The sequence below is a fragment of the Actinocrinis puniceicyclus genome, from assembly GCF_018283645.1.
Taxonomy (GTDB): Bacteria; Actinomycetota; Actinomycetes; order Streptomycetales; family Catenulisporaceae; genus Actinocrinis; species Actinocrinis puniceicyclus.
Genome location: NZ_JAGSXH010000039.1, coordinates 1 through 24,731 on the forward strand (window position 1 = coordinate 1; position 24,731 = coordinate 24,731).

The window sequence follows — 24,731 nt, forward strand, 5'->3', positions numbered from 1 at the left end:
CTGCCCGCCCCCGCCGCCGAGCGCCAGCCGCCGCCGCTCGCGCCGGCTGAAGACGCGCAGCCCGAGCATGCCCAGCAGCGCGGGCAGCAGCGTGAGCGCGGCCAGCACGGTGAACCCGACGGTGATCGACGCGGCCAAGGCCACGCCGTTGAGGAAACCGAGACCCAGCACCATCATGCCGAGCAGCGCGATGCACACCGTGCCGCCGGCGAACAGCACGGCGCGGCCGGAGGTGTTCACGGCCGTGCCGATCGCCTCGCCCACCGGCAGCCCGGAGCGCAGCGCGCTGCGGTAACGGCTGACGATGAAGAGCGCGTAGTCGATCCCGACGCCCAGGCCGATCAGCGCGCCGAGGGTCGGCGCGAAATTCGCCACGTTGAGCGTGTGGCTCAGCAGGCCGATCGCCAGCAGCCCGCCGCCGACGCCCGCCACGCCGGTCAGGATCGGCAGCGCCATCGCGAACAGCGAACCGAGCGCGGCGAACAGCACCACCGCGGCCGCGAGGATGCCGACCAGTTCGCTGTGCGTGTTCGGGTTCTGTTCAAGCTGCTGCACCGCCGAGCCGCCGACCTCGACGTCCAGGGCGCCCGCCGAGGCGTTCTGCGCGGTCCGCACCAGGGTCTGCAGCGCGCCCGCCGAGGGCGCCTTCACGCCGTCCACGAGTTGCACGGATGCGTAGGCGGTGTGCCCGTCGGCACTGACCTGCCCGGTTTCCGCAGCCACATAAGGACTTGAAACGCTCAGCACACCGGGCAGCCGGGCGATCGAGTCCAGCGCGGTGGTCACCCGCGCCTTGACCGCCGGGTCGCGCACCGGGGCGGCGGAGTCGTGCCACACGACGGTGGCCGAGTCGCCGCCGTGGCCGGGGAACGCGGTGTCCAGCAACTGGGAGGCCTTCGCCGACTCGGTGTTCTTCAGCGAGAACGAGTTCGAATACGAACTGCCCGAGGCCAGCACGGCCGAGCCCAGCCCGACCAGCAGGGCGATCCACAGCAGGACTACGACGAGGCGGTGCGCGTGGCACCAGCGCGCGAGTGCGGTCACTCGGTCTCCCGGGGTCGAACAGCGAGTGTCGCGCGCGGTGCGGAAACGTGCTGTTGTGCGAAAGCGGACTATGCGGTTGGCGGTGGGCCGGTCCGTGCGCCGGGCAGCGCGGCGCGGCTCGCCCGCGCCCAGGGGTACGGGACAAATCGTGATCACTCGGAGCTATGCGCTTCGAGCGGTACACAACGGCCAACTCGACTCACCATGCCAGAACGAACCGGATACCGGGACGGTTCCGGGAATATTCTTCTCGCCGTTTCAGCGCTTTACCGCGGGGGCGACGATCTGACGTGGTTTTATAACGCTAAGAGAGCAAGCGGTAACGCCGGAATGCGGGTGATTCAGTGGCGAGAATCACAACGCCGGCGAGCACGGCGAGCCCGCCTGCGGCCACCGCGGTCCGCGCGCCGAGCGCCGCGCAGGCCAGGCCGTGCACCAGATCGGCCGGCCGCGGACCGCCCGCCACGACCACCGTGAAGACCCCTTGCATGCGCCCGCGCATCTGGTCGGGTGCCGCGGTCTGCAGGATCGAGCCGCGAAAGACCATCGAGACGAAGTCCGCGGCGCCGCCGAGCGCGAGCGACAGGCAGGCCCACAGGATCGAACCGGGCAGGCCGAGACCCAGCATCGCCGGGCCCCGGACGGCCACCGCGCCGATCGTCATCGCGCCGTGCCGGCGTGCCCGGGTGAAGGTCCCCGGCAGCAGCCCGCCCGGCAGCAGCCGGTTGGCCCCGACGAACCGGAAACCGTCGGCCACCTGCGCCCAGCCGGTGCGCCGCGCCGCGACCATCCCCGCCGGGCCGGGGGAGAGGCGGCCGCCGGCCGGCAGCGGCGGCAGCGTGGGCAGCCGGTGGACCGCCCTCAGCGTGGCGGTCAGCCCGACCGCGTCGAGCAGGTAGAGCGTCGGCAGGCCCGCGATCGGGTCAGCGCGCCCGCGGCCATGGGCCCGAACAGGGCACCGGCGAGCAGGACGGTCGCGCCGAGCGAGTTGGCCGCCGGAACCTCCCGCGGCGGCACGAGTCGCGCGACCGCCGAGCCGCGCGCCGCCGAGTTGGCCCCGAACAGGCCCTGCTGCACGGCCGGCAGCACGATCAGCCGCCAGATCGAGTGCGGACCGAAGGCGGCCTGGGCCCAGAGGGCGGCCGTGCCTACGCCGCGCTGTCCTGACGGGTCGGGTGCCCGCCGAACGCGCCCTGCGGGCCGAAGACGAGGTCTGCGAAACGTTCCCCCATGCGGCGATATCCGGCCGCGTTCGGGTGCAGGTTGTCGGGCAGGTCCGCCACGTCGCCGGGTCCGAACAACAGCCGCCCGTCCAGGTAGTGCAGATTCGGGTCCTGCGACGAGCGTTCGGCGACGATCCGGGCCAGCGTCCCGCGGATCACGCCCAGGCTCAGGCGGCCCAGCGCGGTCTGCGACGGGTCGCTCGAGGAGACGAACCACGGTTGCGCGCGGCCCGGGTCGGCGATCGTCGGCCCCGGCCGGTCCTCCACCGGCGGGCAGATGATCGGCGAGACGACCAGCAGCGGGGCCTTCGGGTGGCCCTCGCGGACCGTGTCGAGGAAGCCGTGCACGGCCGGGATGAACGCACGTAGCCGGAACGAGTCGGCGTTGACGATGTTGATGCCCAGCTTCAGGCTGATCAGATCGGCCGGCAGTTGCCTGATGGCCCGCGCGGTGAACGGGTCGAGCTGCGCCTGGCCGCCGAAACCGAGGTTCACCACCTCGACCCCGGCGCGCCGGGCGGCCAGCGCCGGCCAGGTCTCGGTCGGGCGCAGCGCCGCGTGGCAATGGCTTATCGAGCTGCCGTGGTGCACCCAGCGCAACTGGCTGCGGCCGGCCGCCGCGGCGGGCCGGATCGGGGCGCGCGCCCGCAGCGCCACCAGCTCGACCCGGGTGTGGTGCGGCAGCCACAGCTCGATCTCCTTCGGCTGATCGCCGAGGTCGTCGAACCGCACCGTGCCGACCCGGCCCGGCCGGCGTTCGGCGATCGCGCCGGTCCCGTCGCGCAGTTCGAGCGCCCCGGTGACCTCGCTCGCCCCGGCGCGCCGCACCACCGAGTCGATCACCAGGTCGAAGCCGTCCGCGCGGGTCGGGACCGGGTCGCCCGGCCACACCGCCTGCGTGGTCAGGACATCCAGTTCGATCGCGTCGGCGGCCGTGCTGAAGGCCAGGCGCACCCCGGAGGGCTGCACGACCATGTCCTCGACGCCCGGCTCGGGGTACTGTGCGCGGGTCCACCTCGGCAGCCGGCGCGGCAGCCAGCCGGACTCGGTGCGTTCGAGGTCCAGCGCCCCGCGCAGCAGCACCGGGCCCGCCGCGAAGTCGGTGACTTCGACAGCCCAGGCCCGGTGCGTGCCGTGCGTCGCGGTCGGTTCCGTCATGGCGCTGACTTTACCGATTCAGTTGTGCTCGATCAGAGGCATTCGATCCGTGTTTCACACGCGGTTGACGAGAGTGGCCACGATGCGGCCGACCGCGAGGTAGAACAGTGCGGCCAGGCCGTAGTTCACGACCACGGCGAGTTTCGCGTTGGAGGGGGTGAACAGGTCCCTGAACCAGGCGGCGAGCGTGCTGGCCCAGTCCGCGTCCGTGCTCACGATGCTGTTTCCACCGTTCGCGCCGACGAGAACGAAGATGATGTGCAGCACGATGATCGCCGCGATGACGATGGCGGCTAGCTCCACGATGTGCCCCGCGGAGCTGCGGCGGGTAGCGTATTCGGCCATGCCCGCGGATGCCCGCGAAAGCCGCATCGAAACGTGCTCATCGCAGGTGGGGCAGGTGGATCCGGCGGTGTCGGTCGAATCCTGATGCGCAGGGTGCGCGATCGCTGACGCTCGGTCAATCCGTCGGCGGCCGCAGGGCCACCGCGTCGGCCGGGGGCGCCGGATTGGGCCGGCGCGGCTCGCGGACCCCGCCGAGGAAGCCGGGGTCGTCCGGGAAGAGCCGCTCGTGCCGCCCGCCGCCGCCGTCGCGCCGTCGCGCGCTGCGGCTGCGCAGCAGGTGGTGCAGCCGGGTCCGCACCCAGCGCGCCGGCGCGGTGAGCGCGATCACGAACGGATGCAGGGCGAAGTGAAAGAGCGCCAGATTCACCCGGTAGCGGGCGGCGGTCAGCGGACCGCGGTGGCGCCGTCCCCACGGGGTCGCCGCCGCGCGCGCGCTGTACCGATGCCGTTCAAGCGTCGGCTCTCCCGCCAGGAGCACGACGGGCGCCAGGAGGAGGGCCAGCAGACCCATCGCGACGAACCAGCCCAGACCGGTGAATCTACCCATGGGTCCATCGTGACCTCGCATCCGGGTCTGGGCGGCTCTGCTCGCGCACAGCGAACGCCTCGCGACCGAAACGTGATAAACAAGCGGGCATGACGGCTCATGAGAACCTGCTCGGCGGCCCGCCGCCGACCCTGCTGCCGGAAGATCCGGCCGCGCGCGCGGCACTGGCCGGGGACGCGGATCCGCAGAAGGTGGCGGCGGATCACCCGGCGTCGTCGCTGGCGTGGGCGGTCCTCGCGGAGCGGGCACTGCATCAAGCGGAGCCGGTCCAGGCGTACGCGTACGCGCGCACCGGTTACCACCGCGGCCTGGACGCGCTGCGCCGCAGCGGTTGGAAGGGGCACGGTCCGATTCCGTGGGAGCACGCGCCCAACCGCGGGTTCCTGCGCGCGCTCGGCGCGTTGGCACGGGCCGCCGAGGAGATCGGCGAACAGGACGAAGCGCGGCGCTGCGTGCAGTTCCTGCGCGACAGCGACCCGGCGGCGGCGCGGGAACTGGGGCTGTGACCCGGTGCGCGCGGGCAGGGTCCTGTTCCGGATGGCGGAAAACAGCGGGCGGTCCGCGGCGGCGCGGTTAGGATCGCGACGTGGATGAGATCGCCCGTCATCAGAACGTACGCGCCGTCGAGGATGCGCTGCGCGCGGCCGGGGCCGACCCGCAGGTACGTGTGCTGCCGGAGACCGCGCCGAGCGCGGCGGCCGCCGCCGAGCAGCTCGGCTGCCCGGTGGCCGCCATCGCCAACAGCCTGATCTTCGACATGGGCGGCGTGCCGCTGCTCGTGCTCACCAGCGGCGCGCACCGGGTGGACACCGGCAAGCTCGCCGCGCACCTGGGTGTGCCGAAGCTGGCGCGCGCGAGCGCCGCCTTCGTGCGCGAGCACACCGGCCAGGTGATCGGCGGCGTCGCCCCGGTCGGGCATCCGGCGCCCATCAGAACGCTGATCGACGAGACGCTGGCCGGGCACGAGCGGATCTGGGCCGCCGCCGGGCACCCGCACACCGTCTTCCCGACGACCTACGCGCAACTGCTCGCGGCCACCGGCGCCGAGCCGGTCGCGGTGAACTGACCGGCCGCCTGCTCGCCGGGCGCCGCCGCCGCGCTCAGCCGACCTGGACGGAGCGCTTGGCCATGCCCATCCAGAACCCGTCGATCACGCTGCGCTGCGTCGCCAGCTCCTCCTCGGCGGCGCCGAGCGTGACGAACAGCGGCGCGAAGTGCTCGGTGCGCGGGTGCGCCAGCCGGCCGGCCGGTGCCTTGTTCTCGAAGTCGAGCAGCGCGTCGAGGTCCTGCGCGGCCAGCGCGCGCCGCCCCCAGTCGTCGAACTCCGCCATCACCGAGGGCACCTGCCCGCCGAGGCTCAGGGCCCGAAGGTTGTGCGTGAAGAAACCGCTGCCCACGATCAGCACGCCCTCGTCGCGCAGCGGCGCCAGCCTGCGCCCGACCTCCAGCAGCCGGCGCGGGTCGAGCGTCGGCAGCGAGATCTGCAACACGGGGATGTCGGCGTCCGGGTACATCTCTGCCAGCGGCACGTACGCGCCGTGGTCCAGGCCCCGGTCCGGGACGTCCTGGACCGGCTGGCCCGCGCCGCGCAGCAGCTTGCGCACGCTTTCGGCCAGCCGTGGCGCGCCGGGCGCCGGATAACGCACCTCGTAGTAGTGCTGCGGGAAACCCCAGAAGTCGTAGACCAGCGGCGCGGTCGTGGTGGCCCCGAGCGCCAGCGGCGCGTCCTCCCAGTGCGCGGAGACCATCAGGACCGACGCGGGCCGGGGCAGATTCTTCGACCAGTCGGCCAGCTGACCCGGCCAGGTCGCGTCGTCCGCGAGCGGCGGCGCGCCGTGGCTCAGATAGATCGCCGGCATTCTGCCCGGCGTGCGGGCCGCGGCGTCGACCGCTTCGGCCCGAGTGTCCGATGCGGACTTCTCCGTGTGTGTGTTTCCTGTCGCGGCTCTCGCCGGGATCGTCGCCTCGTTCATCGCGGTCTCGCTGCTCCCTTTCGTCCTCTTGCTTTCCGTCACGCGGGCAGGTCGAGGGAGTGGTGCGTGTGTGAGACCTTCGCCTGCAGATAACGCAGGTTCGTCTCGGACACGTGCACACCGGTCGGCAACTGCTCGACGATGTCTACGCCCAGGGCGTCCAGCTGGAGCGCCTTGTCCGGGTTGTTGCTCAGAAGGCGGATGCGGTCCGCTCCGAGCGCGTGCAGCATCTGTGCCGCAGCGCTGTAGTCGCGTTCGTCGTCACCATGCCCGAGAGCGCGGTTCGCGGCGTATGTGTCGAGCCCCTGGTCCTGAAGGGCGTAAGCGTCCAGCTTCGCGTACAGGCCGATGCCACGGCCTTCCTGCCGCAGGTACAGCAGGTACCCGCCGGCCCGCGTGATCAGCTCGGCGGCTTCACGCAACTGCGGACCGCAGTCGCAGCGCCGTGAGCCGAACACGTCGCCGGTAAGGCACTCGGAGTGCGGCCGGACCAGCGGGGTCTCGGCGGCCGCGAAGTCGCCGAGGCCGAGCACCAGGTGCTCCTCGCCGTCGACCAAACCGGTGAACGTGAACATCTCGGCCTCGGTCTCCCAGCCGTCCGGAAACCGCAGCGGAACGCGCACCCGCGTGCGGACGGCGGCGTCGGGCAGCGGCGAGACGGCCCGCGGTATCGGCCGAGAGCACGGGTGTCGCTCAGCGACCGGGGTGACTGGGGACATTCTCGCGGCTCCTTGACCCAGGTGAATCGGGTTCCACGCTGCTGTAACCGCAGCCTGGGCCGATATATTTCAACTTTCAAGTTTCTTCGTGGCCGGGCCCCGGGGCACTAGGGTTTCCCCCGAAGGCGCGGGTGTTCGCGCGGACCCCGCGCCGCCGTACGCCGCCGAGAGAGGAACGAACCCGATGGCCGAGCGCGCCCCCAACCCGTACCAGTTCCTGCCGGACAAGCCGGCCTTCCAGCTGACCAGCGACGATGTCGCCGAGGGCGGCATGCTGGCCGAGCTGCACGTCTTCAACGGCTTCGGGCTCACCGGCGGCAACACCTCGCCTCACCTGCGCTGGTCGGGCGCCCCGGCCGGGACCGCCGGCTACGTCGTCACCGTGCTCGACCCGGACGCTCCGACGGGCAGCGGCTTCTGGCACTGGGCGGTGGTGAATCTGCCCGCCGATACCACCGAGCTGCCGCGGGGCGCCGGCTCCGGCGACGATGCGCTGACGGGCTCCGCCTTCCACGTACGCAACGACTACGGTACCCGTGGCTACGGCGGGCCCGCGCCGCTCGCCGGGCCCAAGCGCCACCGCTACATCTTCACCGTGCACGCGCTCGACGAGCCGCTGGGCGTCGACGCCGACACCAGTCCCGCCGCGGTCGGCTTCAATCTGTTCTTCCACACGCTCGGCCGCGCCCAGCTGATCGCCGAGTACGAGGTCCCGGAAGCGTAGACGGATATTCGCTGGCGCCCGGGCCGCGGCGTGGCGTAGAAGTTGCAGCCGTATGCATGAGAGCGGATCGAACGGATTGAACGGATTAGCCGACGAACAACTCGTTCGGCTCTCCAAATGGATTTCGCTGCGCCTGCGCCACGACCCGGCGGCCATCGCGCTGAACCTCGACGCGGCCGGCTGGGCGAGCGTCGAAGAGCTGATCGCGGCGTCCGCGGGCCGCGGCGTGCGCTTCGACCGGGAGGCGCTGGAGGCGGTCGTGGCCGGGAACGACAAGCGCCGCTTCGAGTTCGACGAGAGCGGCGCCCGGATCCGGGCCCGGCAGGGCCATTCGATCGCCGTCGATCTCGGATACGCCGACGCTGAACCGCCCGCGGTGCTCTTCCACGGCACCGCGACGCGGTTCCTGCCCGGGATCCGCAGCGGCGGGCTGCTTCCGATGAACCGGCACGACGTCCATCTGTCTGCTGACGCGACGACCGCGCGTAACGTCGGAGCCCGGCACGGCAGAGCGATCGTGCTGGCCGTCGATGCGGCCGCGATGGTGGCGCAAGGGCACACCTTCCGCGTCACGGGCAACGGCGTCTGGCTCACGGCCGCGGTACCGCCCCGTTACCTGAGCGAACCGGAACACGCCGAGCGGCATCACAGCGAGCCGGCGTCGTCGGACTGACGGACCGCGCGGCCGCGACCGTGCGCTTCCCGCGTCAGCCCGCGAGGAAGGAGATGCGCAGCGTGCGCGTCCGGTTGTCAGTGTTCGAATCCACGATGACCACGCTCTGCCAGGTGCCGAGCTGCGGTTCGCCGCCGAGGACGGGAAGCGAGAGCGACGGGCTGATGAACGCGGGCAGCACGTGGTCGCGGCCGTGCCCGGTCGAACCGTGCCGGTGCCGGTAGCGGTCCACCGGCGGCAGCAGGTCGTCGAGGATGCCCGCGAGGTCGTCCTCGCTGCCGGAACCGGTCTCCATCAGCGCCAGACCGCAGGTCGCGTGCGGCACGAACAGGTTGACCAGCCCGTCGCCGCGACCGCGGCACGCGTCGACGACGCGACCGGTCACGTCCGTGACCAGGCGGCTGCCGGTCTCGATTCTGACGATGCCGCTTTCCACCCGAACCCACCGCCTTAAGCGTGATTGGAACGTAACGTACAGATAGAGCGCGCGTGCGCGTATATCCGCGGGCGCCGGCTTCCTCTTCTACCAGCGTTTCGACATGCCGCGGCTGACGCGCGTCGTGATGGCGCGCGGCACGTAGCGCGTGGCCGCGGTGAGCACCTTGTACTGCGTTCCCGGGACGCTCACGCGCAGGCCCCGGCGCAGGTCGCGAAGCGCCGCCTGCACCACCTCGTCGGCATCCAGCCACATCCAGCCGGGGATGTCGCCGGTCTCGATCTGCGCGCGCTCATGGAACTCGGTGTGCGTGAATCCCGGGCACAACGCCATGCACCGCACGCCGGTGCCGCGCAACTCGGCGGCGACGCTCTCGCTGAACGTGACGACCCACGCCTTCGCGGCGCTGTACGTGCCGCGGGGCGCGAACGCCGCGACGGAGGAGACGTTGATCACTGCGCCGCGACCCCGCTCGACCATGCCGGGCAGCGCCGCGTGCGTCAGGCGCATCGGCGCGCGGACGAGCACGTCCAGCAGCAGTTCCTCTTCATCGGCGCTGCCGGCGAGGAACCCGTGGCCGAGACCGAAACCGGCGTTGTTGACCAGGATGTCGATCGGCGCGGGTTCCTCCTCGCCGGGGCCCTGCGCGCCCGAAGGCGCCCGCAGCCGCGCCTCCACGAGGGCCCGGCCCTGCGTCGTCGAGAGATCCGCGGCGATCGTCTCGACGCGCGCGGCGCCCAGTGCGCGTAGCTGCTCGGCCGCCGCGTCCAGGCGCGCCGCGTCACGCGCGGCCAGCACCAGTCCGTAGCCGGAGCCCGCGAACCGCGCGGCGAAGGCCCGCCCGATGCCTGCCGTGCCGCCGGTGATCAATGCCGTCGTCATGGCGACAGCTTCGCACGCGCCGCAGGACCGGCGCGAGGCCCGGTCCGCGCCCGCCGCGCCGGCGCCCGCACGGCCTTGTCGCGGGCCCCGGGGCCCGGGCCCGGCGGCGTCAAATCAGGTCCCTGCTCGCCTGATGGATGAGCGCCAGCGAGCGGCGCGGATCGAGCGCGCAGGACCGGAGGCGGTCGAAGAACGTGTGATAGCTCGTCACGTCACGCTCGTCGTCCACGTAGCAGGCCGTCGTGGGCTGCTCCAGGTAGACGACGTCCGGATCGCTCCCCGAAAAGGACAGGATCGTGAACGGCATGTCGAGCGCCGTGTGTTCACCCACCGCGAACGGGATCACCTGCACGACGGTGTCCGGACCTTCGGCGCGCTCAAGCAGCCGGTCGAGCTGTCCGCGCATCACCCGTGAGCCGCCCACCGGGCGGCGCAACGCGGCCTCGTCCAGAACCACCCACAGCTGCGGGGGATCCGTGCGTTCCAGCAGCCTCTGCCGGTCCAGACGGAGTTCCACCAGCCGGTCCACCTGCCCGGCCGCGGCGTCCGGCCGGTGGCTGCGCACCAGTGCCCTGGCGTAGTCCGGAGTCTGCAACAGGCACGGAACCAGCTGGTTGTGCATGAAGCGCATCGAGCACGCGACCGCCTCGAAGGCCAGGATCGGGGCGAGATGACCGGGCAGCACGTCCCGGTACGGCTGCCACCAGCCGTGCTTGCCGCCCTCCCGGGCGATCTCCACCAGTTCTTCGCGCAGCACGCCCGGGCCCAGGCCGTAGAGGTCGAGCAGGTCCGCCACATCGCCGTGGTGCGCGGCGACCCGCCCGGTCTCGATCCTGGAGACCTTCGAGGCCGACCAGCGTCCCAGCGGCGCGAGCTGCTCGGCCACCTGCTCCCCGGTCAGGCCCGCCGCGATCCGCAGCCGCTTGAGCTCCCCGGCCAGGCGCTTGCGGCGCGCGGTCGGATACCGGTCCGGCGTCATCGGCGCGGCCCCGGGCCGGAGCGCGGCGGCCGAGACGGGCGCCGTCCGGCAGCGCGCGGCCGCGACGGTTTCAGGGCGCTGTTTTTCAGTGCGCTGTTTCTCACGGCGCTGCTTTTCACGGCGCCGATCCTGACGGGTCAGGAGCCGCCGGGCGAGCCGACCGCCGCGTATTCACCTGAAAGAGTTGCAGCAGTGCAAATTGCATCCACGCGAGCGCAAACGATTCGTAGCATCTGCCTGTAAGCCGTGCGCGCCTCGCAAGGTGGGGCACGCGGGGCGTCAGAACACGATGAACGGGACCTTAAGGTGGCAGCCCGATGAAATCGGCAGCGGCGGAAACAGGGCACCACCCGTGGATTCCGGAACTGCCCGGGCAGGAGCCACCGCAGCCGCCCGCGGTGGCGCCGGACGAGGGCGGGCGATCGCGTGGCGCCGAGTCGCGCGAGGAGAGCGAGTCGCCGGATTCCGCCGCGCTGTCCGCGCCGTGGTGTGCCTTCGCCGCCCTCGCGCCGGCGGCCTCGGCCCGCTGGCAGTTCCCCGCGCAGCCCGTGCACGCCAGGATGGCCCGCATCTGGCTGGAGGCGTGGATCGCGGATCGCGGGCTGGATGAGGAGGCGTGCTACTGCGCCGCGGTGGCGTTCAGCGAGCTGGTCACGAACGCGGTGCTGCACGGGGTGGGCCCGGTCACCGTCGCGGTCGCGATCGCGCCCGGCCGGATCGAATGCGAGGTCAGCGACGCCGCCCGCGACCTGCCGGTGGTCTGCCAGGCCGGCGACGACGACGAGCACCACCGCGGCCTGTCGCTGGTCGACGCGCTGACCGCGCAATGGCGGGTGCGCCAGCACCCGGACGGCGGCAAGGTGGTGGCCTTCGTCATCGAAGTCTGACAGACTGGCGCCTCCCGGGCGGCGCGCGAAGTCCTGACTCGCGCCCGGTCGCGAAACGGCTGCCCCGCGCGGCGTTTCGTGCCGCCCGCTCGCTGCGCGCACAGCGTCTTGTTGCGCCACGCCGGCGGCACAGTAGCTGTTGCCGGCGGTGGACGCGGTAACACAATCCCAGGGGAGGGGCGGAGCTTGACAGTCGGCAGCGCATCGCGGTCGCGGAACATGGTGGACACCGGTAAGGCGCACCCCGCGCGCGTGTACGACTACTGGCTCGGCGGGAAGGACCACTTCGCCGCCGACCGGCTGGTCGCCGAGCGGGTCGCCGCGAACGCCCCGGAGGTGACGCAGGCGTGCCGGGAGAACCGCGCCTTCGTCGGCCGCGCCGTGCGGATCCTCGCCGCGGGCGGCGCCCGCCAGTTCCTCGACATCGGCACCGGTTTCCCCACCATGGGCAACAGCGACGAGGCCGCGCACGCGGTCGCCCCCGACGCGCACGTCGTGTGCGTCGACAACGATCCGGTGGTGCTGGCGCACAGCCGCGCGCTGCTGGCCCGCCGCAGGCCCGAGCACACCACCGTGCTGGCCGGGGATCTGCGCGATCCGCGAAGCATCCTGACGGACCCGCAGCTGCGCGAGGTGATCGATTTCGGCCGGCCGGTGGTGCTGCTGCTCGCGGCGATCCTGCACTTCATCCCGGACAGCGACGAGCCGGCCGCGATCCTGGCCGCCTTCCGCGACGCGATGGCGCCCGGCAGCCACCTGGTCCTGTCGCACGCGACCTACGACTTCAACATCAAGGTGCTGAACAACTCGCGGGTCTACCGGGACGCCACCGCGCCGTTCGTCCCGCGCAGCGGCGCCCAGATCGCCGTGCTGCTCGACGGCTTCGAACCGCTCGAACCGGGCCTGGTCGACGTGGCCGACTGGCGGCCGGACGGAACCAGGCCGCTGCCGCAGCAACGCCTCAACATCTACGGTGTGGTCGCCCGCAAGCCGTGACAAGGCGTCCGGCCCGGTTTCGCGGACAGCCCGGTTTCGCGGCGGATCGGCGGATCGGCGACCTGGCCGAGATCTGAGCGGGCCAAGGGTACGGTCGGCGAAAACCGGACGATCCGGGCGCCGTGGCGACCAGGCGGCCCGGCTCGGCGCACCGGGATCCGGGCCCGCAGGGTGCTTCGGCGCGCCGGGTGGCGGTAGCGGCCTGATGCCGTCGCCGGCAGGACACGCACGCTGTATATAAGGCATCTACTATGCCTACCATTGCCGATTCCCCCATCTCAGGTATATAGTCCCGGCAGTGCTTTATACGGTAGTTGCACGGTCTCGCTGCGTGTGCGCAGTAGGAATCCCCGGGCTGCGCGACCTCGTTCAACGGCGATGCGATGCCGTCGCAGGGCGGGTCCGCACCGCGCCGTCCTTCGAGGAGGTTCGACCGTGTCCACCCTCGTCCGACCCGTCGCGATCAGGGTCGCCCACGGGCGGGGTCCGTTGCTCGCACCCTCTCCCCAGCAGATCGCCGACCCGCCGCTCGGCCGCGACGAACTGTTGCGCCAGGCCCGCGAGCGGCTGAGGCAGGGGCCTGGGGCGCTGCTGTACGGACCGGCCGGGATCGGCAAGTCCAGGGTGCTGACCGCGCTCGCCGCCGAGGCCGCCGGCGCCGGAGTCAGGGTGCTGCGCTGCACGCCCGCGGAGGCGGAGCTGCGGCTGCCGTTCGTCTGCCTGATCGATCTGCTCGGCCCGATCCCGGACGAGACCATCGCCCGGCTGCCCGGCGGCATGGGCACCGCGCTGCGGGCGGCGCTGCTGCGCGGCACCGTGCCGCACAGCGATCAGGACCGGCTCAAGGTGCAACTCGCCGTCCTGCACCTGTTGCGGGAACTGTCCGCGCGCGCGCCGGTGTGGCTGGTCATCGACGACTTGCAGTGGGTCGACCGGCCGACCGCGCAGGTGCTCGGATTCGTGGCCCGGCGGATGGCCGATCTCCCGGTGCGGGTCCTGGCGGCCGAACGCGCTCCGGAAGGCGGGTCGCCGGCATACACCGATCTGGTACCGCCGGATATCGCCGAGTTCGCCGTCGCTCCGCTCGCGCTGGCCGATCTGGCGGCGGTGCTGGACCGTTACACGGGCACGAAGCTGCCCCCGGCCACCGTGCGCCAGATCCACCGCGCCGCCGGGGGAAACCCGTTCTACGCGCTCGAACTGGCTCGCGCGCTGCCCCCGGACCAGTGCGCCCTGGCGCCCGGCGAACTGCTGCCGATACCGTCGCGGCTGCGCGCGGTGCTGCTGCGCAGGCTGCGCGAGCTGCCCGACCCGACCCGCTCCGTGCTGCTGCTGGCCAGCACCGCCGACCGGCCGACGCTCACCCTGCTGGGCAAGGTCGACGGCGAGGCCGACTTCGCGCACCACCTGGCCGTGGCCGAGCGCCTCGGGGTGATCCGGGTCTGCGCGGACGGCCTGATCCAGTTCGAGCACCCGCTGGTGCGCGCCGCGGTCTACGCCGACGCGTCCTCCAAGGCCCGCCGCGCCGCGCACGCGGACCTGGCGGCGGCAGTGGTCGAGCCGGTCGAACGCGCCCGCCACCTGGCGCTGGCCCACCCCGCCGAGAACGAGCAGGTGGCCGCCACCCTGGCCGAGGCCGCGGCCTCGGCCCGCCGCCGCGGCGCCCCCGCGACCGCCGCGGAACTGGCCGCCCTCGCCGCGCAGCGCACCCCCTGCGACGAGGGCACCCTGCGCACCGAGCGGCTGCTGGCCGCGGCCGAGTACGCCTGCGACGCGGCGCTGCGCGGCGAGGCCCGCCGCCTTGCCGAGCAGGTCCTGGGCCACAGCGCGTCACCGGCGCACCGCACCGAGGCGCGCATCCTGCTGTTGCGCTGCGCGGGCAACTCGCTCGGCGGGGTCACGCCGATCATCGCGCAGGGCCTGTCCGAGGTGGCCGGCGACCCGGGGCTTGAGGCGAAGCTGCGCTGCTGGTCGGCGCGTGTCGAACTGGTGGTCGGACACGTCACGGCGGCCGCCGCCTTCGCCCGGGAGGCCGCTGAGCTGGCCCGGCGCGCCGGAGACCCGGCCACCGAGATCTCCGCGCTGACCACCCTCGCGCACAGCCACGGACTGACCGGCGACCCGGCCGGGCGCGCCGCGCTGCGGCAGGCATTCGAGCTCGCCGCGCGCAACCCGGCAGCCGCCGGGGGACCGGCCGGCCTGTGGGAGCCGGTGCGCCGCGAGGCGCTCTACGACATGCAGGCCGACCGGCTCGAGAACGCCGAGCGCAAGGTCGTCGCGCTGCTGGACCGCGCCGGCGACGCGATCGGCGTCGAGGACCTGTGCACGATCCTGATCACCCAGACCGACATCCGCGTGCGGGCCGGGGCCTGCCGCGACGCGACCCAGAGCGCGCAGCGGGCGCTGCGGCTGCTGGAGGACTTGAGTGACAGCTGCGGCCCGGTGCTGTTCGCGGCCGCGCTGGCCGAGACCGCCGGCGGGACGCTGGAACGCGCGCTCTCCTATGCCGAGGCCGGCATCGCCGCCTCGCGCGCCGACGGCGACCAGCACGGCCTGGTGCGCAACCTCGCGGTCCTGGGCCGCGTCCACCTGCTGGCCGACGAGCCGGCCCGCGCGCTCGAACCGTTGCGCGAGGCCGAGCAGATCGAGCGGCGCATCGGCATCAGCGACCCGGCCTCCGGGAACTGGCATGCCGACCTGGCCGAGGCGCTGGTCGCGGTGGGGGAGACGGCGCAGGCCGCCGACCTGGTCGCGGTGGTCTCCCGGCAGGCGCGGCAGTTGGGCCGGCGCGGGGTGCTGACCGCGCTGGAGCGCTCTGACGCGCTGCGGCTCGCCGCGCTCGGCAACCTGGCCGAGGCCGCGGCGCGGCTGCGCGCGGTCGCCGAGCAGCAGGGCGATCTGCCGCTGGAGCGGGTGCGCACGCTGCTGGCCCTCGCACAGGTCGAGCGGCGCCGCCGGCACCCGGGCGCGGCGCGCGACGCGCTGGCCGAGGCGCAGCGCCTGGCCGAGGCCGCGGGTGCGACGCTGTGGGCGAAGAAGGTCGAACGCGAGCGCGGACGGCTCGGCGATCCCGTCGCGCAGGCAGTCGGCGGAGCCGACAACGCGGCGCTGACCGGCGCGGAGCGGCGCTGCGCCGAACTGGCCGCGGCCGGGGCCACGAACCGGGAGATCGCCGCGGCGCTGTTCGTGAGCGTCAAGACGGTCGAAGCCACACTCTCGCGCAGTTACCGCAAACTCGGCGTGCGTTCACGCACCCAGTTGGCGCGCATGCTCGCCGACGCGGCCCCCGCGCCGTCGGCGCGACTGCGCGCGAGCTGAGCGGATCCGTCCGGGCGCGCGGCCGAATACGTCTTCTGCCTCTCGGGTCGGGCCCAAGTGGTCCTGCCGCGCCCGGGCGCCTTCCTCTGCCGAACGGCGCCGGTTGCGCAGATTACCACCAAGTTTCGGGATTTCCGCCGACTGCGGGGGAAGACAAGGGTTTTCCCGCTTATGGCAGCACTCTGCTTCGAATAGCGTGAGAGCCGTGTTCTGGGCCCGCCGGCCGGGCGGTCGCGACCGCGGGAACCCCGCCGGGGCCGAGAGCGCCAGGTCTCCAGGTCTCACCCCCATGGCATGCGCCCGCTGAACAAAAACACCGATAGCTGTCGTCGGTCGCGGCACATGCCGCCACGCGGCCCCCGGATGTGTTCCGGGGGCCGCTGCGGCCTCGGCTTGAGTACAGCGCGCGGCACCGTCCGCGCCTTGACGCCGGGCCGGCGTCCGGCGAGTGCCGGGGTGTGCGCCGCGCAGAACGGGGAGAATGTCAACCATGACACGAGCGATCGTCTTCGACGAGTACGGCGGACCGCAGGTCCTGCGCCTGGTAGATCTGCCCGATCCGGTACCGGGCCCCGGGCAGGTGCGCATCCGGGTGCGAGCCGCCGGGGTCCAGCCCGCCGACAGCAAGCTGCGCAGCGGCGCCTGGAAGAGCTGGGCGCCGGTGACCTTCCCCGGACGGCTCGGCAACGAGGCCGCCGGGGTCGTCGACGCGCTCGGCCCGGAGGTGACCGGTTTCGCCGTCGGCGACGAGGTGCTCGGCCCGGCGAACGGCGCGTACGCGGACACGGTCGTCGCCTCCGTCAAGCTGCTCGCGCCCAAGCCGGCGGCGCTGACCTGGAGCGAGGCCGGGGCGCTGGCGGCGTCGGGACAGACGGCCTCGACGGTCCTCGAGGACCTGGCCGTCAAGCCGGGCGAGACGATCCTGGTCAACGCGGCGGCCGGCGGTGTCGGCCTGATGGCCGTTCAGATCGCCGTCGCGCGGGGCGTCAAGGTGATCGGGACGGCGAGCGAGGCCAACCACGAGTTCCTGCGCGGACTCGGTGTCGTCCCGGTCACCTATGGTCCCGGCCTTGCGGACCGGGTGCGCGCCGCGGCTCCCGAGGGCGTGGACGCGGCGCTCGACGCGGCCGGCGGCGACGCGCTCGAGGTCTCGCTGGACCTGGTCGGCGACCGGGACCGGGTCGGCACGATCGTCGACCAGGGCGCCGCCGCGCGCCTCGCCGTCAAGGCTCTCGGGACGCGGCGCTCCGGCTCGCGCCTGGCCGAACTCGTCGCCCTGGCCGCCGCGGGCGAGTTGCGCGTCTTCGTGTGGAAGCAGTTCCCGCTTGAGCGCGCCGCCGACGCGCACCGGGAGAGCGAGGGCCGTCACGTGCGCGGCAAGATCGTCCTCATGCCCTGATCCGCGCCTGTCGCGCACCGGGCTGTGACCACGGTCACACCGCGTTCGGCGGTCACCGGCTTGAGTCTCCAGTAACTGGAACCGGAAGCGTGGAGCCCATGGAGGACCGCGCCGCGCGGCGGCTGCTGACGATCGGGGAACTGTCCGAGCTGACCGGGGTGCCGGTGCGCACCATCCGGTTCTACTCGGACACCCGTGTCGGCGGCGCCGCGCTCGTCGAGACGGCCGGGCGCAGCGCGTCCGGCTACCGGCTCTACGCGCCGGAGGCGGCGGCCCGGCTCGAACTGGTGCGCACGCTGCGCGACCTGGACATCGACCTGCCGACGATCGCCAAGGTGCTCGCCCGTGAGGTCAGCGTCGCCGAGGTGGCCCGCGCCCACGCGCAGGCCCTGGAGGCGACGGTCAGGGTGCTGCGGCTGCGCCAGGCCGTGCTGCGCGCGGTGGCGGTCCGCGGATCCGATTGGACGGGGATGGAACTGATGCATCGTTTGGCCAAGCTCGACGCCGCCGAACGCCGGCGCATTCTCGACGCTTACCTGGAGAAGGTCTTCGGCGGCCTTGACGAGCGCGAGTCGGGACGCGGCGACTTCGAGCAGATGATGCGCTGCGCTTTCCCCGACCTGCCCGAGGAACCCAGCGCGCGGCAGGTCGAGGCCTGGGTCGAGCTGGTCTCGCTGATCCAGGACGAGGACTTCGTCGCCAGCTGCCGGCGGATGGCCGAACACGGCGCCGCGAAGCGCGCCCGGATGTCGGACGAGCAGTGGCAGCGCGACCAGGCCGCGTTCGGCGGGGTGCTGGTGGCCGAGGCGATCGCAGCATACGGCGACGGTGTCGATCCGCTCTCGGCGCAGGGGCGTGAGCGGGTCGGCGCGATGGTGGCGCGGTGGGCCGAGGCGTCCGCAGTGTCCGACGGGCCGGAGGCCCGCGCCGCGCTTCTGGAGAGCCTGGAGGTGTTCCTCGACCGGCGGGTCAACCGCTTCTGGGAGCTGGTCGCGATCGTGGCCGGCCGGACCGGCCACGCGTCGCAGGGGGCTCCCTCGTTCGAGTCCATGGAATGGCTGGTCAAGGCTCTGCGAGCAGTCCTCTGATGCCGCGCTGAGAGGATACCGGCGGTCCGCGGCGGCAGGGGCGCGGCGATCGAAGGGGGCTGTCCGTTCCCGTGTTCCCGCATCGTTATGCGTAGGACTGGACAAGCCGCGGCGCGATAGGCGAATCTGCCCTCTGCATCGTGCGGAACCCGTGACGGGTGCGCGCCCGATGACGGCAGACGGATGCGCCGCGGCGGACGGTCGCGCGGCCGCGGAACCAGGGGTGGACGTGCACTGATGAACGGCTTCTTCAAATTCGTGATCCGCGGCAACGTGGTCGGGCTGGCCGTGGGCGTCGTGATCGGCGCGGCGTTCAGCACGGTGGTCTCGGCCTTCGTCTCCGCCTTCCTCACCCCGCTGGTGGACTGGGCGACCAGCAACGTCGGCGACTACAGCAAGATGGCTTTCCACCTGGGCAAGAGCACGTTCGGCTACGGCTCGTTCATCAACGCGGTGATCGCCTTCACGCTGACCGCCGCCGCGATCTACTTCCTCGTGGTGCTGCCGGTGAACAAGATCAGCGAGGAGCTCAATCCGCACCACGACCTGGCCAGGGCCAAGCGCGCCTGCCCCGAGTGCCTGACCCAGATCCCGGCGATCGCCCGCCGGTGCAGCGCGTGCACCGCCGTGGTCGAGCCGATCCTGGACGAGTACAGCGACAAGCTGATCGAGGCCGCGCCCGGGCAGATCGAACTGACCGGGTCGGCGGCCCTGTCGCTCAAGGGCGCGGCGAAGGCGGAGTAGTGGCGCGCGCGGTGCCGACGCGCCCTGCGGCGTGGCGTGGTGCCGCGCCGTCACAGCACCCGGGTGCCGTACATCTCGCCGAGCGGGTCGGACAGCAGTTCCAGGCGCGCGCCGTCCGGGTCGCGGAAGTACAGCGAGACGCCGCTTTCCAGCCGGCACGGCACCCCGGCCTCGGCCAGCCTGCCGCGCAGCCGCTCCCAGCGCTGCGGCGTGACCGAGATCGCCAGGTGGTGCAGGCCGCCGAGCACCTCCGCGTAAGGGCCCAGATCGAGACCGGGCAGGTCGAAGAAGCCGAGCAGGTTGCCGTTGCCGAGGTCGAAGAAGAAGTGGTTCGAGCCGCGGTAGTCGCGGTTCTCGAACAGCGCCGTGAGGGGGAACTCCAGCACCCCCTGGTAGAACCGCACGGTGCGCTCCACGTCGGAACACAGCAGCGCGACATGGTGTACGCCGCGCGCGCTGCTCTCCGGGCGCTGCTCGTGAAGATACGCCGCCCGGATCCGGGTGCGTTCCGCCTCGATCCGCCCGTAGTCGATCGTCGTTGCGTCAGCCGCGTCAGCCGCCGCACGGGCTCCCTTCTTGCCGTCGTCCGTGCCGTTGTCGCCCGCGTCTTCCCGTGCCATCTCGCGCTCCTTAGCGGTTCAGGCTGCTTATCCGCGAATCTACCGCCGACGCCCGGTTAGGATTGCGTGTATGACCGGGGCAACGTGGACGCCCGAGACGTGCGCACCACCCGATCCGCGCTGGCTCACCGCCGAGGAGCAGCGCACCTGGCTCGCGCTGCTGGCCGCCATCAACCTGCTGGACGAGGACTTGGACCGCCAACTCCAGCGCGACGCCGGCATGTCCCACGCGTACTACATGGTGCTCGCCGCGCTGTCCGACTCGCCTGGCCGGCGCATGCGGATGAGTGATCTGGCCTCGCTCAACCATGCCTCCCAGAGCAGGCTGACCCACGCGGTCAACCGCTTGGTCGCGGAGGGTTGGGTGCGCCGGGAGAGGTGCACCGGGGACCGCAGGGTCGTCTACGCCGTGCTCACCGAAGCCGGATACGAGGTGCTCAAGGCGGCCGCGCCCGGGCATGTGGAGGCCGTGCGCAACAGCCTCTTCGATCAGCTCACCGAGCAGCAGGTGCGCCAGCTGCGCGAGATCAGCGAGACGTTGGTCTCCCGCCGCGGCGGCTCCCCGCACTGGCCGCGTCCCGAGCACGCGGCGAACGCCGACACAGCGCACGCCGATGACGCAGCGAACGCCGACGCGGCGAACGCCGACGCAGCGAACGCCGACGCAGCGAACGCCGACGATCGGGACTACGAGACCGGAGACCGGTAGCTGTTACCAGCCTGCTGACAGGCTTCGATCGCCGGGTTGACATGCCGTCATGTCGCGGGCGGGCTCGATTCCACCGTTGCCAGGCAAGGAGTTCGGCGTCGCGCACGTGACGGTGTACCGCACGTTCGCTGTATATAAGGAACCTTGGACGGCTGCGCACTCGGCTGCCCTAAGGGCGCTGCGAGGCGGTCACCTTCGTCAGCGGTGTGATCGCAAGGCGTCATGGATCACGAAGTCCTCCGCGTCAGCTCATCCGCGCCACAGGTCGCCGCCGCCGGTCGTGCGTCGCGCGCGACGCCGCGAGGTCTCTGCGTAGCCGGCCATCGTACGACGCGACGGCGCGGCACCCGATCGTGCAGTGTGACGTTGAACACTATGAGACTGTAGGGATTGGGACGCGGCACAACGGGATCGGGTGCGACGCGGCGGCCGCGCCGAGCAGACCGCGGACGGGTGCCGAGGAGGAGGACAGAAGAATGCAGGTGGTTGCGGGCCGTGGCGCGGCCCTGGTGGGAAGCCGGAGGACAAGCGGCGCGACCCTCGTGGGTACGGCCGGGAAGCCGGCGGCTCGCGGCGTCCCTCGACGGCGCCGCGCAACGTCCACTCCATCCATGCTTAACCGTGTATGCGCTGGGGCTATGTGTTTTGTTCCGGTGCTTCACCCGGTCGCGCCACCGCGCCGCGCAGTCCTCTTTCGCGACGCCGTCGTGAACGCATAAGGTGATCGCGCACGCGGCGGAGGGTTGGCGATTATGGCACGACCGATTTTGACCCCCGAGGACGTGCATCCGGTGGTTTCCGCTCTCGTCCGGATGTGCGGCTGCAAGAGCGGCCGCCACCACAGCGTCGCGCAGGGTCGCCTTCCGGGTGCGCCGCGTATGCTCACCCGGCGGCTGATCGATCCGGAGCGGCTGCCTTGATCCCGGCCGAGGCTGTGGAGTCGGTCGCGCGGGCGTGGACGCGCGCCATCGCCGACACGAGCTACGTCACCTACACCCCGGCCGAGGCCGACGCGCTGCTGCTCGAATACACCCGTCAGGCGGCCTGCGCGCTGCGCGGGGAGCGCGATCCGGCCAGCGCCGGCCGCGCCATCGGCGCCGCGCTGGTCTCCGGCCACTACACCGACCCGGCGTCGCTCGCGGCCACGCTCACCGTGTTCGCCCGGCACGGCACCCGCCTGGGCGGCGGGACGGCCGAACTCGGAGCGCTGCAGGGCGGCATCGCCGCCGGTTACTCCACCGCGCTGCGCGAGCTGACGCTCAATCAGCAGGAGGCCATCCGCAGCGCCGCCTTCGCCGCCCGCGACGAGAGCGAGGCCCGGTTCCGGGCGGTGTTCTCGGCCGCCCCCATCGGCATCGGCCTGGCCGACCTCAACGGCCTGGTGGTCGAGGTGAACCAGACCCTGGCCACCATGCTCGGGCGCACCCCGGAGAGCTACCGCGGCCGGCACATCCGCGAGATCGCCGAACCCACCGACCCGCGGGAGCTGTGGGGCTCGCTGTCCGAGCTGCTGCGCGGCGAGCGCGACTTCTACGCGGTGGACAAGGAGTTCTCCCGCGCCGACGGCACCAGCCTGTGGACCCATCTGCGCGCCACCGTCATCCGCGACGAGATCGGCCGGCGCCGATTCCTGCTGGGCCTGTTCGAGGACATCACCGAGCGCCGCTCCATGCACATGCACCTGCGCCACCAGGCCACGCACGACCCGCTGACCGGGCTGCCGAACCGCACCCTGTTCTTCGAGCACCTGGAGGGGCTGCTCGGCACCGCCGATCCGGACTGCAAGGTCGCCCTGTGCTACCTCGACCTGGACGGGTTCAAGGAGGTCAACGACACCCTCGGCCACGTGGTCGGCGACCAGCTTCTGGTGGGCGTCGCGCACCGGCTCGCGGAGTGCGCGCAGCGGCCCGGCCGGCTGGTCGCGCGCATGGGCGGCGACGAGTTCGTGATGCTTCTCGCCGAGCACGCCGACGCCGCCTCGGCGACCAACGCCGCGGACGAGATCCTCGACGCGCTGCGCCGCCCGATCTGTTTCGACGGCCGCGAGATCCCGGTGTCCGCGAGCGTCGGCGTGGTCGAGCACTCCATCGGCGGGGCGCACCCCACCGAACTGGTGCGCGCCGCCGACATCACCCTGTACTGGGCCAAGGCCGAGGGCAAGGGCCGCTGGGCGCTGTTCGACGCCGACCGCAGCGCCTCGGAGATCACCCGCTACACGCTCAGCGCCGCGCTGCCCGGGGCGCTGGAGCGCGGCGAGTTCGTCGTCGACTACCAGCCGATCGTGGACCTCAAGACCGGCGCGGTGTCCGCGGTCGAGGCCCTGGTGCGCTGGCGGCACCCGGACTTCGGCCTGCTCAAGCCGGACCGGTTCATCGGTCTGGCGGAGGAGACCGGGGTCATCGTGCAGCTGGGCCGCTGGGTGCTGGAGCAGTCCTGCGCCGAGGCGGCGACATGGCCGCCGACCGGCCCGGGCAGCGCGCCGCCGGCGGTGAACGTGAACCTGGCGGTGCGTCAGACCCACGATCCGCACCTGGTCGCCGAGGTTTTCAAGATCCTCGCCGACACCGGGCTGCCGCCGCAGCAACTCCAGCTGGAGATCACCGAGAGCGCGGTCATCGGCACCGAGGACGGCTCGCTGGACGTGTTGCGCGAGCTGGCGAAGGCCGGGGTGCGCATCGCCATCGACGACTTCGGCACCGGCTACTCGAACCTGGCTTATCTGCGCCAGCTGCCCGCCCACATCGTCAAGATCGACGCGTCGTTCACCGCCGGTCTGCGGGCCGGCGGCACGGACGGGCACGTCGACGAGCAGATCGTCGGGGCGCTGGTCTCGCTGGCGCACGGCCTGGGCATGTCGGTCACCGCCGAGGGCGTCGAGGACGAGGAGCAGGCCGCGCGCCTGGCCGCGCTCGGCTGCGACTCGGCGCAGGGCTGGTACTTCGCGCGCGCGGTCCCGGCGAACCAGCTGGCCGGGCTGCTCTCGCTGCCGGTCCCCGGCGCGCCCGCGCCGCTGGAGCGGCGGCGCGGGGAGCGGTAACGAAGCGTTCCGCGTGCCCGCGCAGTTCGACTGCCGGACGCGCGCGCTCTTTCAGTCTCGCGCGGCCATCCTGCGCGCGGTCTCCAGGATGCTGAGGGAACGCACCGCATCGGCCGGGTCGACCGGGACCGGCGCCCGGTCGAGCAGCGCCGCCGCGATGCCCGCGTAGTAACGCTCGTATGAGCCGTGCTCGGTCTCGATGCGCTCGCTGCGGCCGGGCGTGCCGAGCATCCCGTAGCGCTCCGGCTCGTCCGCTCCCCACCCCGCGTCGCCCGGTCGGCTGCCCTCGCGCAGCGCGTCCTCCTGCACGTCGAGCCCGTACTTCAGATAGGCGGCCGTGGTGCCGAGCACCCGGAAACGCGGGCCGATGTCGCTGGCGACCGCGCTCATCCACAGGTGCGAGCGCACCGCGTTGTCGTGCAGGAGCGCGATGAACGTGTCGTCGTCCGAGGTGACCGTGGCGCGGCGCCCATCCGTCTCAGCGTGCACGACCGTGGCCGGCCCGAACAGGTCGAGCGCCTGGTCGACCAGGTGGCTGCCGAGGTCGTAGAGCAGGCCGGCCGCCTCGTCGGCGCCGCCGAGTTCCCGCCAGCCGCCCTTGGGTGTCGGGCGCCAGCGTTCGAACCGGGACTCGAAGCGGGTGACCTCGCCGAGCCGGCCCTCGTCGAGCAGCCGGCGCACCGTCAGGTAGTCCCCGTCCCAGCGGCGGTTCTGGAACACCGAGAGCAGCAGCCCCGCCGCGCGGGCCGCCGCGATCAGGTCCGCGGCCTGCGCGGCGGTCGGGGTCATCGGCTTGTCCACCACGACCGGCAGCCCCGCGCGCAGGGCCGCGTGCGCGAGCGGCGCGTGCGAGCTGTTCGGCGAGGCCACCACGACCAGGTCCGCGAGCCGCGGTTGCGCGAACAGTTCGTCGGCGTGCGGCAGGACGCGCACGCCCGGATGTTCGGCGCGCGCCTGCTGCGCGCGCTCGGCCGAGCCCGTGACGACCACCGCGACGCGCATGCGCGGCTCCGCGGCGACCAGCGGGGCGTGGAAGACCGCCCCGGCCAGTCCGTAGCCGATGATCGCGACGTTGAGTTCAGGTGCCGCAGCCGAGTAGGACATGCCGCCAGCCAACCATATCGGCCGCAGATTCACACCAGGCGTGCCCGTGTCCGGCTGCGGCGTGCGTCGCCGGCCCCCTCTCGCGGAGCGCGCGTCTTAGTGTACTGAGGTGCTCGGGTTCTTACT

Annotated in this window: 25 protein-coding genes; 12 read left to right on the forward strand and 13 right to left on the reverse strand. The window is 72.5% G+C overall.

The window, feature by feature from the left end; translation table 11 throughout:
- The 6 genes from KGA66_RS13035 to KGA66_RS13060 all read right to left on the reverse strand — a co-directional run.
- Positions 1 to 1,044: MMPL family transporter (locus tag KGA66_RS13035; RefSeq protein WP_211468175.1), on the reverse strand; the 1,044-nt coding region annotated here is incomplete at its 3' end.
- 304 nt (positions 1,045 to 1,348) lie between these two features.
- Positions 1,349 to 1,834: an MFS transporter gene (locus KGA66_RS13040; protein ID WP_211468177.1), complete on the reverse strand. Its 486-nt coding sequence runs from the start codon at positions 1,832 to 1,834 to the stop codon at positions 1,349 to 1,351.
- Positions 1,835 to 1,917: 83 nt separating this feature from the next.
- Positions 1,918 to 2,133 (reverse strand): hypothetical protein, encoded by a 216-nt coding sequence (locus KGA66_RS13045; RefSeq protein ID WP_211468179.1) that lies wholly within the window; start codon positions 2,131 to 2,133, stop codon positions 1,918 to 1,920.
- Between the two features lie 59 nt (positions 2,134 to 2,192).
- Positions 2,193 to 3,425: a GDSL-type esterase/lipase family protein gene (locus KGA66_RS13050; RefSeq protein ID WP_211468181.1), complete on the reverse strand. Its 1,233-nt coding sequence runs from the start codon at positions 3,423 to 3,425 to the stop codon at positions 2,193 to 2,195.
- A gap of 54 nt (positions 3,426 to 3,479) precedes the next feature.
- Positions 3,480 to 3,770, reverse strand: a complete 291-nt coding sequence (locus tag KGA66_RS13055; protein ID WP_211468182.1) for a hypothetical protein — start codon at positions 3,768 to 3,770, stop codon at positions 3,480 to 3,482.
- Between the two features lie 115 nt (positions 3,771 to 3,885).
- Positions 3,886 to 4,317 carry a hypothetical protein gene (locus KGA66_RS13060; protein WP_211468184.1) on the reverse strand — a complete coding sequence of 144 codons (432 nt, stop codon included), beginning with the start codon at positions 4,315 to 4,317 and terminating at the stop codon, positions 3,886 to 3,888.
- Positions 4,318 to 4,406: 89 nt separating this feature from the next.
- Here KGA66_RS13060 and KGA66_RS13065 point away from each other — a divergent pair, with 89 nt between their 5' ends.
- Positions 4,407 to 4,823, forward strand: a complete 417-nt coding sequence (locus KGA66_RS13065; RefSeq protein WP_211468186.1) for a DUF3151 domain-containing protein — start codon at positions 4,407 to 4,409, stop codon at positions 4,821 to 4,823.
- A gap of 80 nt (positions 4,824 to 4,903) precedes the next feature.
- Positions 4,904 to 5,383: a YbaK/EbsC family protein gene (locus tag KGA66_RS13070; protein WP_211468188.1), complete on the forward strand. Its 480-nt coding sequence runs from the start codon at positions 4,904 to 4,906 to the stop codon at positions 5,381 to 5,383.
- Between the two features lie 34 nt (positions 5,384 to 5,417).
- Here the strand turns inward: KGA66_RS13070 and KGA66_RS13075 are convergent, their stop codons facing one another.
- Entirely contained in the window at positions 5,418 to 6,176 is a 759-nt protein-coding gene (locus KGA66_RS13075) for a dioxygenase family protein (protein ID WP_211468268.1), read from the reverse strand.
- A 152-nt stretch (positions 6,177 to 6,328) separates the two neighbouring features.
- The gene (locus KGA66_RS13080; protein WP_211468190.1) at positions 6,329 to 7,009 is read right to left on the reverse strand and encodes a GTP cyclohydrolase II; all 681 of its coding nucleotides are present in this window, start codon (positions 7,007 to 7,009) and stop codon (positions 6,329 to 6,331) included.
- 184 nt (positions 7,010 to 7,193) lie between these two features.
- On the opposite strand from KGA66_RS13080, the gene KGA66_RS13085 reads away from it, so the two are divergent.
- Positions 7,194 to 7,733, forward strand: a complete 540-nt coding sequence (locus tag KGA66_RS13085) for a YbhB/YbcL family Raf kinase inhibitor-like protein (protein WP_211468192.1) — start codon at positions 7,194 to 7,196, stop codon at positions 7,731 to 7,733.
- 52 nt (positions 7,734 to 7,785) lie between these two features.
- Entirely contained in the window at positions 7,786 to 8,406 is a 621-nt protein-coding gene (locus tag KGA66_RS13090; protein ID WP_211468194.1) for an RNA 2'-phosphotransferase, read from the forward strand.
- Between the two features lie 34 nt (positions 8,407 to 8,440).
- Here KGA66_RS13090 and KGA66_RS13095 read toward each other — a convergent pair whose 3' ends face one another.
- From KGA66_RS13095 to KGA66_RS13105, 3 genes are all read right to left on the reverse strand, one after another.
- Positions 8,441 to 8,842 (reverse strand): YjbQ family protein, encoded by a 402-nt coding sequence (locus tag KGA66_RS13095; RefSeq protein ID WP_211468196.1) that lies wholly within the window; start codon positions 8,840 to 8,842, stop codon positions 8,441 to 8,443.
- A gap of 87 nt (positions 8,843 to 8,929) precedes the next feature.
- Positions 8,930 to 9,724, reverse strand: coding sequence for an SDR family NAD(P)-dependent oxidoreductase (locus tag KGA66_RS13100; RefSeq protein WP_211468198.1), 795 nt, complete (start codon positions 9,722 to 9,724; stop codon positions 8,930 to 8,932).
- A gap of 109 nt (positions 9,725 to 9,833) precedes the next feature.
- Positions 9,834 to 10,703: a helix-turn-helix domain-containing protein gene (locus KGA66_RS13105; protein WP_211468200.1), complete on the reverse strand. Its 870-nt coding sequence runs from the start codon at positions 10,701 to 10,703 to the stop codon at positions 9,834 to 9,836.
- Between the two features lie 317 nt (positions 10,704 to 11,020).
- On the opposite strand from KGA66_RS13105, the gene KGA66_RS13110 reads away from it, so the two are divergent.
- The 6 genes from KGA66_RS13110 (at position 11,021) to mscL (ending at position 19,135) form a co-directional block, all read left to right on the forward strand.
- Positions 11,021 to 11,590, forward strand: a complete 570-nt coding sequence (locus tag KGA66_RS13110; RefSeq protein WP_211468201.1) for an ATP-binding protein — start codon at positions 11,021 to 11,023, stop codon at positions 11,588 to 11,590.
- Positions 11,591 to 11,809: 219 nt separating this feature from the next.
- Positions 11,810 to 12,586: an SAM-dependent methyltransferase gene (locus KGA66_RS13115; RefSeq protein ID WP_211468203.1), complete on the forward strand. Its 777-nt coding sequence runs from the start codon at positions 11,810 to 11,812 to the stop codon at positions 12,584 to 12,586.
- A gap of 435 nt (positions 12,587 to 13,021) precedes the next feature.
- Positions 13,022 to 15,904: a helix-turn-helix transcriptional regulator gene (locus KGA66_RS13120; protein WP_211468205.1), complete on the forward strand. Its 2,883-nt coding sequence runs from the start codon at positions 13,022 to 13,024 to the stop codon at positions 15,902 to 15,904.
- A gap of 490 nt (positions 15,905 to 16,394) precedes the next feature.
- Positions 16,395 to 17,303: an NADP-dependent oxidoreductase gene (locus KGA66_RS13125; RefSeq protein WP_246507686.1), complete on the forward strand. Its 909-nt coding sequence runs from the start codon at positions 16,395 to 16,397 to the stop codon at positions 17,301 to 17,303.
- A gap of 98 nt (positions 17,304 to 17,401) precedes the next feature.
- Positions 17,402 to 18,391 (forward strand): MerR family transcriptional regulator, encoded by a 990-nt coding sequence (locus KGA66_RS13130; RefSeq protein WP_211468209.1) that lies wholly within the window; start codon positions 17,402 to 17,404, stop codon positions 18,389 to 18,391.
- A gap of 237 nt (positions 18,392 to 18,628) precedes the next feature.
- Complete coding sequence (mscL, locus tag KGA66_RS13135) at positions 18,629 to 19,135, forward strand: large conductance mechanosensitive channel protein MscL (protein ID WP_211468211.1); 507 nt, start codon at positions 18,629 to 18,631, stop codon at positions 19,133 to 19,135.
- A gap of 50 nt (positions 19,136 to 19,185) precedes the next feature.
- On the opposite strand, the gene KGA66_RS13140 is transcribed toward mscL, so the two are convergent.
- Positions 19,186 to 19,755, reverse strand: a complete 570-nt coding sequence (locus KGA66_RS13140) for a VOC family protein (RefSeq protein WP_211468213.1) — start codon at positions 19,753 to 19,755, stop codon at positions 19,186 to 19,188.
- A gap of 70 nt (positions 19,756 to 19,825) precedes the next feature.
- Here KGA66_RS13140 and KGA66_RS13145 point away from each other — a divergent pair, with 70 nt between their 5' ends.
- Both KGA66_RS13145 and KGA66_RS13150 read left to right on the forward strand, forming a co-directional pair.
- Positions 19,826 to 20,464: a MarR family winged helix-turn-helix transcriptional regulator gene (locus KGA66_RS13145; RefSeq protein ID WP_211468215.1), complete on the forward strand. Its 639-nt coding sequence runs from the start codon at positions 19,826 to 19,828 to the stop codon at positions 20,462 to 20,464.
- A gap of 916 nt (positions 20,465 to 21,380) precedes the next feature.
- Positions 21,381 to 23,501 (forward strand): putative bifunctional diguanylate cyclase/phosphodiesterase, encoded by a 2,121-nt coding sequence (locus KGA66_RS13150; RefSeq protein ID WP_211468217.1) that lies wholly within the window; start codon positions 21,381 to 21,383, stop codon positions 23,499 to 23,501.
- 51 nt (positions 23,502 to 23,552) lie between these two features.
- Here the strand turns inward: KGA66_RS13150 and KGA66_RS13155 are convergent, their stop codons facing one another.
- A complete protein-coding gene (locus KGA66_RS13155) occupies positions 23,553 to 24,605 on the reverse strand; it encodes a Gfo/Idh/MocA family oxidoreductase (protein WP_211468219.1) in 1,053 nt (350 codons plus the stop codon).
- Positions 24,606 to 24,731 lie beyond the last annotated feature (126 nt).